We start from the raw sequence: 13,016 nt of genomic DNA, 5'->3' as shown, positions 1-13,016 counted from the left end.
CAATAGAGGCATGACAGTCACCATTAAAGACATCGAAGAAGCCCGCTCTAATCTGTTGGAAACCATTCAACCGACGCAGACACTCTTTTCGCGGAGTACTTCTGATTGGTTGGGTACCGACGTCTATTTGAAGTACGAAAACGAGCAAATGACGGGCTCTTTTAAAATGCGTGGTGCCTACAACAAGATTTCCAGTCTGACTCCAGAAGAGAAAGCTAAAGGCATTGTGGCGTCAAGTGCTGGGAATCATGCCCAGGGCGTGGCCTTGTCCGCCACTCGCCTGGGAACCAAGGCTCATATCGTGATGCCGGTGAATTCCCCCCTGATCAAAATTTCAGCTACGCAGAGTTATGGAGCCGAAGTCATTCTCCACGGTGAGTTTTATGATGAGGCCTACGAGCTGGCACGCAACCTGGAACGTGACCGGGGCTATGTCTTTGTTCACCCCTTTGAAGATGCCAAGATTATTGCCGGACAGGGGACGATAGGGCTGGAGCTCTTAGATAAGGTTCCTGATTTGGATTCAGTCGTCGTACCCATTGGTGGCGGCGGGTTGATTAGTGGCATCGCTACGGCAATTAAGGCCAAGCGTCCCCAGTGCAAGATCTATGGAGTCATTAGTGAAAACACTCCTGGGATGTTTCATATGTTCAAAGGTGGACAAGCAGTTCAGTTCACCAACCGGCCGACGATTGCGGACGGAACTGCGGTCAAAAAACCCAGTGAGGCCATGTTTAAGAATTACATATCCAGACTGGTGGATGATGTGGTTCGGGTCAAAGACGATGAGATTGCCGAGGCTATGGTGTTTCTTTTGGAGAGGGCAAAGACAGTCGTTGAGGGAGCGGGGGCTATGGCCCTGGCGGCGGCGGCCAAAAAGTCATTTAAATTGGGCAAAAAAACCGCCTTAGTCCTGTCTGGCGGAAATGTAGATCTCAATGCTTTGGCCAATATCATAGAGCGCGGACTGGGCCGTCGCGGGCGATTGGCACGTCTTAAGGTTATTGTCAGTGATATGCCAGGAACCATGCACCGGTTAACCGCCGTGATTGCTGAAAAGCGCGCCAATATCTTGGAAGTCTACCATGACAGACTGGGGATGGGCCTGGACATCAGCGAGACCTCCATCGAATTCCTGCTTGAAACTCGCAGCAAAGAGCATGTGGAAGAAATCAAAAAGGCTTTGGCCGAAGCCGGCTCCCGGGTGGTTTAGGCGGTTCCTTCTTTGAGCCGTTTTTTAAATTCTTCGGCCCTTTCCGGGAACTTTTCCATTCCTTCAAACAAGGTGATTTCAAACCCTCTTAAGTCGCCTGACTCCTTTTGCCCATCGGCCACGCAAAAATAGAGCTCAGGGCTGCTGACTCCGGTTTTAATTTTCTCCCTGGCCTTGCGGACAAAGATTTCCAGGGGTTCTGTCTGCGAGAGCACAAATAAGTCTAGAATTTGGTAGTCATTGCTGTCCCGTTTTTCCATTGGGTAAAGGCGTAAAGTGTTGGCGGCCCCTCCGGCCATTTTGTGATCTAGCAAAAAGGTGACTGATTTTTCAATCAGATCGAGATCGTGTCCAGAGGTGACAATGGCGTCGCGAAAGGCTTTGAGGGCGCTTTCTTCCATCCCCTTTTGCACTAAAAACTTACCACACACATAGAGGGCGGCCTGGACGGTTTTTACCAGGTCCTCCGGGCGATGCTCCAGCTTCTTGAATTGATCAAAGTACCTTTGCACATCAGCAAAGTTGTGGGTAAAAACCGCCAGCTGCATGATTTTACCCAGTCGTTCCGCGTTCATCGGGAAATGGGTGATCAGTTTTTGAGCAGCCCCATAGGCCTCATCCAGTTTTTTCTGTTTCTCCAGCAATTGAAAGCGGGCCAGTAGGCATCGATAGTGAACAGAATTGGCGTTGAGCCCCTGGCCGTAGAGATCAGCTGCCTTGTCCCAGTTTTCGCGGGCTTCCTGAACCTGGCCCAAAAAAAAGAAGGCCAGAGCAGGCTCATCCGCAATCTTACGAGCTTCCTCAAAGCTCCTCTCAGCATCGTCCAGCATTCCTTGCTTGAGATAGACCTTTCCCTTCTCAAGATGGGTCAGGTAATCCGAGGGATGAAGCTTGGGATAGATCACCTTGAGCAGGTATTCACGAAAAAATAGCCGGGAAAAGGGTTTCAGGACAAAGGCATCCACGTCCCCTTCAGCGGCTTCGGCCACCGCGGTTTCAGAGGCGTTGTTGGTGATAATGACAAAAAGCTTTTCCAAATGAGAAGACATGTAGGAGCTGACAACGGGCAAAAACTCCATAGCCGAGTGTTCGCCAAAAGCAAAATCCGTCATCACCACATGGGGTTGTTCTTCTTCGATGTACTTGAGAGCCTCATCAAACCGACTGCATGTCCTGATCTGGCCGTCTTTGGCACCAAAATCAAGAACCACCCCTTTGGCTCCTTCGCGACAGGCTGGGGAACGGTCGACGATTAAGACCTTCTTGTTGGTGAAAAAGGTTCGCGCGCATTCTTCCAATTGTTCTTGGGTGAGCTTCTCGCTCATCTTCTACTCCTTTATCCGCCGAAACAGATCAATGAGTTCAAGCTGCAGCTTGGCAAAGGTCTCGTGAACTTCCTGCCAATGATTGTCGTCCTTTTGAAAGATGGCCAGCTCGGCAAAGCATTCCTTAGGATGCTCAGGATCCTGTCGCACACTCACCACTTCACCCTTAATTGGGATAGCCACTTTAATAAAGTCTTTCTTAAGTTCCAGTTCAACGTGTACCCGTTTACCGACTTCGGCCAGTGATCTAGGAAGAGTCACCAGAAGGTGGTTCTCTTCGAATCCCACCACGGGGAATCCACCCTCAGCATTTTTGGATTCCATTCGGGCTCCGGTGGAAAGGTCGCGTACAAACACGACACGCAGGAGTTCATCGGTCTTCATCATCGAGCCTTTCAGTTATTAGTCAAATAAGGGAAAGCATGGCCTTATCCGCCAAAGCCTCCGCCACCGGAGGAGTGCATAATAACAGTGTCACCCGGTTTCATATTAAATTCGCCCCGAGCCGGCATTTTTTCCCGTTCTTTCTCGCCCACCTTTTGGATGTAGAGTTCGGCAGAGCTTGCCGCCTTGCCCCCCTCTTCCCCTTCCGGCTTTTGCGAGGCCTGAGTGATCATCCAGCGCAAGGTGCAGTTGGCCTTTACGGTTATGGCCTTGGTGACGCCATTGCCACCTTCAAAGTTTCCGCTGCCTCCTGACTTCTGTCTGATCGAACAGGATTTCACAACTAGGGGGTAACGACGTTCAATTTCCTCAATCGAAGGTTCCAGATGACTGCGCTGCCAGGGATTAAGAGCATCGATCCCGCGACCAAAGCTGGACGCTGCCATTCCGGGCTCCAGGGTGTCAAAAAAGTGAAGGTTATTATTAAACTCAATATCGAAAGAACAGAGTGAGGGCCCAGCCTGTGCCAGACGGTGTTGAGGATCAACATCACTCAGGCATTTGAGAATAAAATTGGCCAACAGCCCCGCCCCATCCGTCATCCCCTGATAAACAGGTGCCGGGTATTTGGCATTCACCAGTGAACCCTCCGGGGCACGCACTTCGAAGCCTTCAAAGATGCCGGCATTTAGAGGCAAATCGGTATTGAGAACGGAAATAATCGCCCCCACGCAGGCGCCAAGAGTAGCTCCATAAGTGAGATGAAGGTGAGCGGAAGGGCCACTTCCGGAGAAATCAAATTTCACTTTGCCTTCCTCAAGCGATAGGCCCAATTTTAATTTTTCACCGGATTCAAGAGTCATTTCCCTCTCGACCGAACCAGTGGCCAAATGCTCCAGCTCCTTTGAGAATTGACGCGCCGAACCCTTAAACAATTGACGTAAACAGGCTTTGCTCCAGTCAAGATTGGCGCTCTTACTGTCGAGCTTCATTTGTTGTGCCGTGCGGTCCATTGCCGCCATCACATTTTCAATGGCCGACAAAAAATTACTCGGGCACTGGGGGTGCTCACTAATCACCTTAAGCAACTCTTTGTTGGTCTGACCACCTTGGCGGATGGGAGTGGGCGGGATCCGCACCCCTTCGTCCTCAATGGTGTCCGTCATTTGTAAGTGGGGCTTCAGATTGACGCGAACACAAAGCAAAAACTCCGCTGCAGACCCCGGCTTTCCGTGCTTGGAGTTGTCTAAATTGATCCCCATCATGAGGGTCATAGCAGTCAGTGTTGAACCACCGCTATAGGGATCGTTGGTTAACACCACATCACCTTCACCCACCTGCAGGTAACGTCCGACTGTTTCCGCTACACCCGGAAGAGTCCCAATGTCGGGCAGATTTTGATATTTGATATACACGGACTGATTGTCATTGCTGATGAGGGCAGCGGCGCGAAAGGGTTCAAACCAATGATCAAACTGTGACTTAAGTTGGGTGTAATAAAAGGCAGAGTTCATTTTTTTTGGTCTGGCCATTCTACACGTCCCCATCTGCGAGAAGGTGTTCGCACAAGGGGCGATTCTCAACACAAAGGGGACTGAGTTCGATCTCAGTTAGTAAAGGTGTCAAAAGAGGCGTGAGCACCGGACTTAGTGGACCTGCCACCCGGACTCTTTGGCTGCGACTGTGTGCTCTAATCTCAGAGGCCAAGGTGTGCAGAGCCATTTCCTCAAGCCAATGGCAAATATCCTCGGCTGAAAAATCACTTTCACTGGAAGCCTCGCGAGCATAGGCACTCAGAGTCTCTTTGATTCGCCCATCCATTTTGTCGGTCACGTGGTCTCCGAGAACCTCCACGTGGGACAATCGGCTATTGAGATAAAGCACATCAAGAAGAAGCGGCTTGACCCCACGGCCAAAGCACATAGGGCCAGGTTCAAAGCCCGCCACCTCGTGACTCAGGTTTGGGCAGCCAAAGGAGCTTTTGGCAATCAATGTGGTGGGCTGCAGGTGAAGCTCTTTGGTCTCCGGATGAGGGAGATGAACGCGACCGAAATCACTTATCCAATCGAGCTGGTCCTCGGCCTGACCAGGAAGAAGAAAAAACTCTTCCAACCCCAAATACAAGAGGGCTTCACCCTTGTCTTTGCGGCGGGAATTAAGAAGATGGGCCGAGCCAAACAAGGAGCCAAGTGGTCTTTCCCAATTGGCGGTGTTGGCGGCTGAGTCTCCGGTGGTCAGGGCAATAGACGGATCGCCATTCTGATGCTCGGAGAATCCCTTTTGAATGCGGCCAAGAACATCTTTAAACGCCGGCTCTAGATATGCGTTCAATACCGAATGCCACCACCTGGGTTTTTCGGCGGTTGCTCCGGAGACTGAGTATGAAGGAAAAACCTGAAAGCCGCGCTCCCGCAAATAGGTCTCAGCCATTCTCTCGTGTTCCGGGTTCATGGTCGAGTGCATGAGACCAAGTACCAAGTGATCCACCTTGTTCATTTGCAGTTTGCTGACCAAAAACTCCAGATCATCTTCTACTAGGGCCTTTTCCACATCCCCCTGGGCATTAATTCTCTCAGTCAGGCCAAACACCAAATGAGACGATAAAGGAGGTGCTGCTCTTTTAGGCAAAATGGTGAAGCGGCTGTCCTGAATGGGAAGGTTCATTTCTGGCCAGTCCTCAAATCCAGCGGTGACCAGAATAGCGGGCACCTGCCCCAATCGGCGCAGAATCATTTGCCGTCCAAGACGCGTAGCCACGCGCACCAACGTCACTGAATCCAGTTTATTTTCAACTAGGTAATTCTGGATGCCCCTTTCAAGGGACATTTGCGGTAAAAACCACCGCTTGGAGGGGATAGTACTTCCCTCTCCCTTCTTTGCGGCAATTTCCGCAAAGGATTCACCAACGTAAAGCCCAATTGTCCATGACATCTTGAATCCTATATTCGGAGTTGCTAAGTATACTTCAAGCCAAAAATCAAAAAAAGGTGAGAATAATATGAAGGTCTCAAAGGAAATCAGCCAAATTATTCCCTATTCACCCGGTAAGCCGATCTCGGAAACCAAGCGGGAGTTGGGCTTGAGCGTGGTTCACAAATTGGCCAGCAACGAGTGCCCCAACGGACCTAGTCCAAAGGCGGTAACTGCAATGACGCAAGCTCTAAGTGAACTTCACCGCTATCCCGATCCCAACTGTTTCGATCTGCGGGGTGCCATGGCCCATTATCTGGAGGTGGCTCCCGAATGGCTGGCCTTCGGCAATGGGTCCAATGAGCTGATTGACCTACTGGTGCGCACATACTGCGAACAAGGTGAAGCCATTCTCACTTCAGTTGCTGCCTTTTTAGCTTACCCCCTGTGTGCGCAGGCGGCACGGGTCAGGACCATCGAGGTGCCGCTGACGGAAGATCTTCGCTTTGACCTACCAGCCCTTGCCGGCGAACTGCAAAAGGACACGGCAAACCAGATTCGCATCGTGTTTATTGCCAATCCCAACAATCCTACCGGCACCTATGTGACCCGTCAGGAATTTGAAAAGTTCATGAGTGTGGCCGGCAGCAAGGAAAATCTTCTAGTCGTGGTTGATGAGGCCTATTTTGAGTTTGTTCGCGCCAAAGATAGCTTTTCCACTCGGACCTATTTGGAGAAGTACGAAAATTTGTTATTCCTGCGCACGATGAGCAAGGTCTTCGGTTTGGCCGGTTTGCGTTTGGGTGTTTTGGTCGGTCGGCCCGAACACTTGGACTACATCAATCGGGTGCGCAATCCCTTTAACGTCAACTCCATTGCCCAAGCCGGTGCTTTGGCGGCACTGGGAGATAAAGATCATCTCGAAAAGGTTCGTCAAACGACCTGGAGTGGCTTGGACTACTTTTATGGAGAATTAAACCGTCTTGGCCTCAAGTACTGGCCATCTGAGGGTAACTTTGTTCTTTTCGACACCCATCGCGATGCCAAGGCGGTGTTTCAGGCTTTGCTTCGGCATGGAGTCATCATGCGGCCGGTGGTCAACTATGGATTCCCCAGCCTTTTGCGCCTAAGTGTTGGCCTGGAGAAGGAAAATCGGGCAGCAATGGATGCGTTAGAGAAAGTTTTAATTGAGATACCGGCTGACCCTGTGGCATCTAATTCCTAGTCAAAAGACACCAGCAAAATCGCGGAGATGAAATGACCACGGCTCAACCTGAAGGTGCCCGACTTGTAACGATCGATGGCCCCGCCGCCAGCGGCAAGACTTCCGTCAGTCGCGAAGTGGCCCGTCGCCTTGGCTGGCGATGGGTTTCAACCGGGGCTTTCTATCGGGGTCTGGCCTATGTGGCGAGACAGCTGCACGCGGATTTGAGCCAGGAGGACGCCGTCGTCAAGGTCGCCGAATCAACCGAGTGGGAAGTGCGCCTGCATCCTGAAAGAACCTTGGTGTTCTTAAATGACGAGGATGTCACTGACGAAATTTATCGCGAGGAAATGGGTGAGTATGCTAGTCAGATCAGCCAGTATCCCAAAGTCCGGGCCAGCCTGCTTGAAGCCCAGAGGCGTTGCCACAAGGGCGGTGACACGGGATTGGTTGCCGAGGGACGTGACTGTGGAACCGTTGTCTTCCCCAATGCTCCGGTGAAGGTCTATTTGGAGGCGGCGAGTGGCAGCCGGGCCGAGCGTCGAGCCCTGGAGCAAGGTGCATCCGTAGAAGAAACCAAGGCCTCCCAAGCCCGCCGGGACCGGCAGGACAGCACCCGAAAAACGGCCCCTTTACAGGTCCCGAAAGAAGCCCATCGGGTGGACACCAGCAACTTGAGTTTGGAGGAGGTGGTAGACCTGGTGGAAAGCCTGATTCGTAAGGACCTCAAGATCTCCTAAATCGATGCAATTCCATATACATAGATTGGGGCTATGTGCCCCCTAGTTGAGGTCGCCCAATTCCGTCACTTCGTCTATGGAACAAAGTGTAAAAATCCCTTTGACATTCATAACATAGACCTTATAACGAGAAGCTCATCTCAATCAGCCTAGTCTGTGAGAAATTTAATAAGGGCGAAGTACCCGTGACCAGGGCTTTTCCCGCAGGAGGTAATTTTTGGAAATGGTAGACAATAAGAAACCTAACAAATCAAAGGCACAGATCGCGCGTGAACAAGTTCTCGCAGCTCTTGATGCTGCAGACAAAGATGTGCCTGATAACCCCAATTCCTATCAGGAAGTGGGCAAAAACGGCGAAAGCTTTGAATCCATGTTCGAACAGTCTCTCGGTGAACGGGACTTCAAAGTTGGCGACGTAGTCAATGGCCGGGTAGTTGAAGTGCAGGAAGATTATGTTCTTGTCGATATCAACTACAAGAGTGAGGGAATGATCCCGATTTCTGAATTCCGCATGGTCGAAGGTCATCGCAATGTGGAAACCGGAACTGAAGTTGAAGTCTTTATTGATCGTATTGAAAATGAAAACGGCATGGTGGTTCTGTCTAAAGACAAAGCCGATATGCTGCGTGCCTGGAACGACATTTCCCGTGCTGCTGAAAATGAGGAAGTCATCGAGGGAACAATCATCGCCAAAGTTAAGGGCGGTTTGAGTGTTGATATCGGTGTGAAGGCTTTCTTGCCTGGTAGCCAGATTGATCTGCGTCCGGTTCGCAACATGGATGCCTACATTGGTAAAACCTATAAATTTAAGGTCATCAAGTTCAACAAACGTCGTGGAAACATTGTTCTTTCCCGCCGTGCCCTTCTTGAGGAAGAGCGCGAAAATCTGCGCAGCCAGACTTTGGATGCCATGAAAGAGGGATCGATCGTTAAGGGAATGGTGAAGAACATCACTGATTATGGTGCCTTCATCGATCTTGGCGGCATGGACGGTCTCCTCCACATCACAGACATGAGCTGGGGACGGGTGAAACATCCTTCTGAGCTGGTCAATGTTGGTGACGAGGTTGAAGTTGTTGTACTGAAGTTTGATAACGAAAAAGAGCGTGTCAGCTTGGGCATGAAGCAGCTTAAGGATGATCCTTGGGCCGCTGTTGCCGACCGCTTCCCTGTTGGACAAAAGCTGTCCGGTAAAGTGGTGAGCTTGGCTGATTACGGTGCTTTTGTTGAGTTGGAAGAAGGCATTGAAGGCCTGATCCACGTCAGTGAAATGAGCTGGACCAAGCGCGTGAAGCACCCCTCACAAGTTGTGAAGGTTGGTGACGAAGTGAATGTTCAGGTTCTTGAAGTGGATCGTGAAAACCGTCGCATCAGCTTGGGCATGAAGCAGCTTGAGCCCAATCCTTGGGTTGAGCTCAAAGAGAGCTATGCTCCTGGTACCATTATCGAAGGCGAAGTGAAGTCAGTGACTGACTTTGGTGTTTTCGTCGGTATCGAAGAGGGCATTGACGGTCTGGTTCACATTTCTGACTTCTCCTGGACCAAGAGAATCAACCATCCTTCTGAAGTCTACAAGAAGGGTGACAAGGTTCGCGCAGTGGTTCTGGGTGTCGATATTGAGAACGAGCGTTTTAGCTTGGGTATTAAGCAGCTTGAAGGCGATCCTTGGGCGAACATCGAAGACAAGTACCCCATCGGATCTCAGCGTGACGTCAAAGTCGTCAAGTTGGCTGACTTTGGTGTGTTTGTTGAGCTTGAGTCCGACATCGAAGGTCTGATTCACATCAGCGAGCTGAGCACCAAGCGAGTGGAGAAGCCTGAAGAAGTTGTTGCCGTTGGCGACAGCATTAAGGCGGAGATCATCTCTATCGATAAGGAAGCGCGTAAGATCGGACTTTCAGCCAAATTGGTGAAGTTGCGTGAACAGAAGGCCGACGTGGATGACTATGTGAAGAAGGTCACGGCCACTTCCAAGACCAGCTTGGGAGATTTGTTTGGCGACGCTCTTAAGGCTGCTCAAAACACCGAAACTTCGACATCAGAGGATTCCCCCAGCGATTCTGAGTAATCTCTGAGGAGGAAATAATGCAGGACAAAAAGAGCCACTGGACAGTGGCTCTTTTTTTTTGCCAATTGCAAAAATCCTCCTGGACCGGGACCTGGACCTTCTTTCCCTATGGGCCGACAAGAGTTAGACTGATGGGAGTCTCAAGGAGGGGATGATGGGGAGAGTTTATCAGGGTACCTTGGCGGTCATTTCACTGGCCTTCCTCGGTCTGTTTTTTGTTTCAGTTTTGGTTTTGGTCGCGATGTGGAACCCGCTTTCTCCTGAGGTGGATGAGCCCTCCTTGTTGTCGATGAAGCTGGATGGGGTGATTCTGGATTCCAGTGAATTCGTCTCGACCCTGAGAACCTATCGCGATGATCCCAACATTAAAGGAGTGATCATCCAGGTCAATTCACCTGGAGGCCTGGTCGGGACCAGTCAGGAGTTGTACACCGAAATCAAGCGGGTGCGTGAGGAAGCGCGCAAGCCCGTGGTGGTTTCCGGCGGCAGTGTGGTGGCCAGCGGAGCCTACTACGCGGCGGCTGGAGCGGATCGCATTGTCGCGAACCCCGGAACTTTGATGGGTTCAATTGGAGTTATAATGGAGTTCGCTAATCTCAAGGGTCTGTTTGATTTAGCCAAAGTGGATCGTTACGTGTTGAAGACTGGGGATTTCAAGGATGCTGGCTCCGACCTCAGACGCATGAAGCCTGAGGAGCAAGACCTCTTTCAAGGTATCCTGGAAGAGGTTCACGACCAATTTAAGCTTGCCGTGCAAACCAGTCGCCGGCTTTCACCCGACATCGTCAACAAGTACGGGGATGGGCGGATTTTTACGGGCGAAACGGCAGTGAGGCTGGGGTTTGCTGATCAGGTGGGTACCTATGAGGACGCCCTTCGCGTGGCGGGGAACCTGGCGGGATTAGGGCCTAACCCCAAGGTGTTTAACCCTAATAACAAGACCATGGAGTGGTTGAGTAAAATCCAAACCACCACTTCAGCCGAGAGAAAGTTGGAGGCCATCGCCGACAAATATCTCCATGTTCATTTGGTGGGTAAGCCCCTTTACCTGATGCCGGGAATCCTTTAAGGTCGTTTGACAATGGCGAAAAAAGCACGGACCAAGAAAGCCGCTAAAAAGGTGGCAAAAAAGAAGCCTTCAAAATCATCCAAGACCTCCCTCGCAGGAGTTGATCTCCAGGATGTATGGCCCCAGGAGAGGGACTTCATGGAGAGGCCCGATCGCTATCGTTACGTGCGCAAGATTATTCGTCCCGACGGTTGCGTCTTTTGTCAGGCCCGCGATCAAGGGGTAAAATTGGAGAGTCTGGTCCTCTATCGGGAGAAGCACGCATTGGTGGTGCTCAACAAGTTTCCCTACAACAATGGGCATACCCTGGTGATTCCCACCCGCCACTGTGGGGATTTGACAGAACTCAGCCAGGAGGAGTATGTGGCCCTCTCCCATCTCCTGCGGCGGACTATTGATGCTCTGCAAAAATCCTACGGTTGTCCGGGAATGAATATTGGTCTAAATCATGGGGCAGTCGCCGGTGCCGGTATCCCAGATCATCTTCACTGGCATGTGATCCCCCGCTGGCGGGGAGATACCAACTTCTTTCCGCTGATTGCGGAAACCAAGGTGTTGGCGGAAACGGTTGAACAGACTTACAATCGACTCCGCCCTTATTTTGAGGAATAGATCAATGAATTTACCTTTTTCCTACAAGCTTGATCATATCGGAATCGCTGTCCCCAGTTTAGCTGAAGGTGGAAAACTCTATGAAGCTCTCGGTTTTAGCGAAGTCCATGTCGAGGATGTGGTGGGCGAAGGGGTTAAGGTCGGGACCTATGAATTGGCCAATGACTCGCGCATTGAGCTGTTAGAGCCCCTTGGGGAAAACAGCCCGGTGGCGAAATTTTTGGAAAAACGCGGGCCCGGGGTCCACCATATTTGCTTGGCGGTCACGGGATTGGCGCAAATTCTGAAGGATTTGAAAGCTGCAGGCGTCCGCCTGGTCTATGACGAGCCTCGACCAGGGGCCCACAACTGCATGATTTCGTTTATCCATCCAGCTTCGGCAGGTGGCGTGTTGATCGAATTGAGTGAGAAGAAGCCCTAGGGAGCATCATGAGTCGCTACTCAATGGGCGGCGGGGCCATGCCTCTGACCCCCATGGCAAAAAAACTCATCATCATTAATGTGGCCATTTGGTTGGGTGCCATATTGATTGTACAGAAGTTCTTCATGGACGAGCCCAGTTTGTTTCTGTGGTTTGGCCTAATCCCTGAGCGGATGGTGAATGGTTTCTGGATCTGGCAGCCCTTTACCTATATGTTCCTCCATTCCTATTCGGTCTTCCATATTGTGTTCAATATGCTTTTGCTGTGGTGGCTGGGGGCCGATCTTGAGCAGCGCTGGGGCTCACGCTTTTTCCTGACCTACTACCTCGTCTGTGGAGTGGGGGCCGGCCTTATTTACGTTCTGGGAATGACCATTTACTATCTGGCCTCCGGTAATTTTGGTCTGATGACCATCCCGGTGATTGGCGCCTCGGGAGCGGTGTTTGGGCTCATGCTGGCCTATGGCCTGCTGTTCGGGGAGAGAATGGTCTACTTCATGATGATCTTCCCCATGAAGGCCAAGTATTTTGTCCTCCTTCTGGGTGCGATCGAGATTGTCTCCCTGCTCAATACCGGTGGCCGAGACGGAGTGGCCAACCTGGCCCACCTGGGAGGCTTGGTCATGGGCTTTCTCTTCCTGCGATTCTGGGGCAAATGGAGCCAACAGCTGATGCAGGGTTCGAAGCGCAAGAAGCGTAAGGGCCCCAAGCTCAGATTAGTAGTGGACAATGAGCGTAAATTTGAGGATAAGGAAGACTCTGAAGGCCCCAAATACTGGAACTAAGGGGCTAATTGGATTTTTACGGTGTTTTTGGAGGAAAGATGGGAAGCCTGCGTAAAGGTTTGGAGCAGCTAAAGTTTGATTCACGCATGACAGAGTGGAACGAATCCCAAGGTATCATGACAAGAGAAGAATACCAAAAGCACCTGGACAGCCTGCCTGATCTTTCTGGTCGGGCCGTGCCCCTGACTTTGGAAGACGAGACCAATGGCAGCGATATTTTGTCCAGCGGAATGGACACCTCGGGTGGACATTCGGATGGGGGAATGGATCCTTCAACTCACTAAG

At 51.2% G+C, this 13,016-nt stretch carries 13 protein-coding genes; 9 read left to right on the top strand and 4 right to left on the bottom strand.

Annotation, left to right across the window (positions count from 1 at the left end):
* Nucleotides 1-10 precede the first annotated feature (10 nt).
* On the top strand, nucleotides 11-1,213 hold the full coding sequence (locus H6624_15835) for a threonine ammonia-lyase (GenBank protein MCB9085818.1): 1,203 nt from the start codon (nucleotides 11-13) through the stop codon (nucleotides 1,211-1,213).
* Here H6624_15835 and H6624_15830 read toward each other — a convergent pair.
* From H6624_15830 to H6624_15815, 4 genes are read right to left on the bottom strand one after another with little or no spacing between them, the layout of a single operon-like run.
* The gene (locus H6624_15830; GenBank protein ID MCB9085817.1) at nucleotides 1,210-2,538 is read right to left on the bottom strand and encodes a hypothetical protein; all 1,329 of its coding nucleotides are present in this window, start codon (nucleotides 2,536-2,538) and stop codon (nucleotides 1,210-1,212) included. The genes H6624_15835 and H6624_15830 overlap by 4 nt on opposite strands.
* Before the next feature lie 3 nt (nucleotides 2,539-2,541).
* Nucleotides 2,542-2,925 carry a hypothetical protein gene (locus H6624_15825; GenBank protein MCB9085816.1) on the bottom strand — a complete coding sequence of 128 codons (384 nt, stop codon included), beginning with the start codon at nucleotides 2,923-2,925 and terminating at the stop codon, nucleotides 2,542-2,544.
* 41 nt (nucleotides 2,926-2,966) lie between these two features.
* Complete coding sequence (locus H6624_15820) at nucleotides 2,967-4,454, bottom strand: hydantoinase B/oxoprolinase family protein (protein MCB9085815.1); 1,488 nt, start codon at nucleotides 4,452-4,454, stop codon at nucleotides 2,967-2,969.
* Between the two features lies 1 nt (nucleotide 4,455).
* Nucleotides 4,456-5,853, bottom strand: coding sequence for a hypothetical protein (locus H6624_15815; protein ID MCB9085814.1), 1,398 nt, complete (start codon nucleotides 5,851-5,853; stop codon nucleotides 4,456-4,458).
* Nucleotides 5,854-5,920: 67 nt separating this feature from the next.
* Here H6624_15815 and H6624_15810 point away from each other — a divergent pair, with 67 nt between their 5' ends.
* The 8 genes from H6624_15810 to H6624_15775 all read left to right on the top strand — a co-directional run bounded on the left by H6624_15810 (nucleotide 5,921) and on the right by H6624_15775 (nucleotide 13,015).
* Nucleotides 5,921-7,057, top strand: coding sequence for a histidinol-phosphate transaminase (locus H6624_15810; GenBank protein ID MCB9085813.1), 1,137 nt, complete (start codon nucleotides 5,921-5,923; stop codon nucleotides 7,055-7,057).
* A 32-nt stretch (nucleotides 7,058-7,089) separates the two neighbouring features.
* Nucleotides 7,090-7,776, top strand: a complete 687-nt coding sequence (gene cmk, locus H6624_15805; GenBank protein MCB9085812.1) for a (d)CMP kinase — start codon at nucleotides 7,090-7,092, stop codon at nucleotides 7,774-7,776.
* Nucleotides 7,777-7,999: 223 nt separating this feature from the next.
* Complete coding sequence (locus tag H6624_15800; protein MCB9085811.1) at nucleotides 8,000-9,844, top strand: 30S ribosomal protein S1; 1,845 nt, start codon at nucleotides 8,000-8,002, stop codon at nucleotides 9,842-9,844.
* A gap of 151 nt (nucleotides 9,845-9,995) precedes the next feature.
* Nucleotides 9,996-10,913: a signal peptide peptidase SppA gene (sppA, locus tag H6624_15795; protein ID MCB9085810.1), complete on the top strand. Its 918-nt coding sequence runs from the start codon at nucleotides 9,996-9,998 to the stop codon at nucleotides 10,911-10,913.
* A 12-nt stretch (nucleotides 10,914-10,925) separates the two neighbouring features.
* On the top strand, nucleotides 10,926-11,525 hold the full coding sequence (locus tag H6624_15790) for an HIT domain-containing protein (protein MCB9085809.1): 600 nt from the start codon (nucleotides 10,926-10,928) through the stop codon (nucleotides 11,523-11,525).
* A gap of 4 nt (nucleotides 11,526-11,529) precedes the next feature.
* Nucleotides 11,530-11,946 carry a methylmalonyl-CoA epimerase gene (gene mce, locus H6624_15785; GenBank protein ID MCB9085808.1) on the top strand — a complete coding sequence of 139 codons (417 nt, stop codon included), beginning with the start codon at nucleotides 11,530-11,532 and terminating at the stop codon, nucleotides 11,944-11,946.
* A 23-nt stretch (nucleotides 11,947-11,969) separates the two neighbouring features.
* The gene (locus H6624_15780) at nucleotides 11,970-12,731 is read left to right on the top strand and encodes a rhomboid family intramembrane serine protease (GenBank protein MCB9085807.1); all 762 of its coding nucleotides are present in this window, start codon (nucleotides 11,970-11,972) and stop codon (nucleotides 12,729-12,731) included.
* Nucleotides 12,732-12,769: 38 nt separating this feature from the next.
* Nucleotides 12,770-13,015, top strand: a complete 246-nt coding sequence (locus H6624_15775; protein MCB9085806.1) for a hypothetical protein — start codon at nucleotides 12,770-12,772, stop codon at nucleotides 13,013-13,015.
* Nucleotide 13,016: the final 1 nt, after the last annotated feature.

Source organism: Pseudobdellovibrionaceae bacterium, assembly GCA_020635075.1.
Lineage (GTDB): Bacteria > Bdellovibrionota > Bdellovibrionia > Bdellovibrionales > UBA1609 > JADZEO01.
The sequence above is the reverse complement of the archived record's forward strand: the minus strand, read 5'-3'. Positions and strand labels throughout refer to the sequence as shown.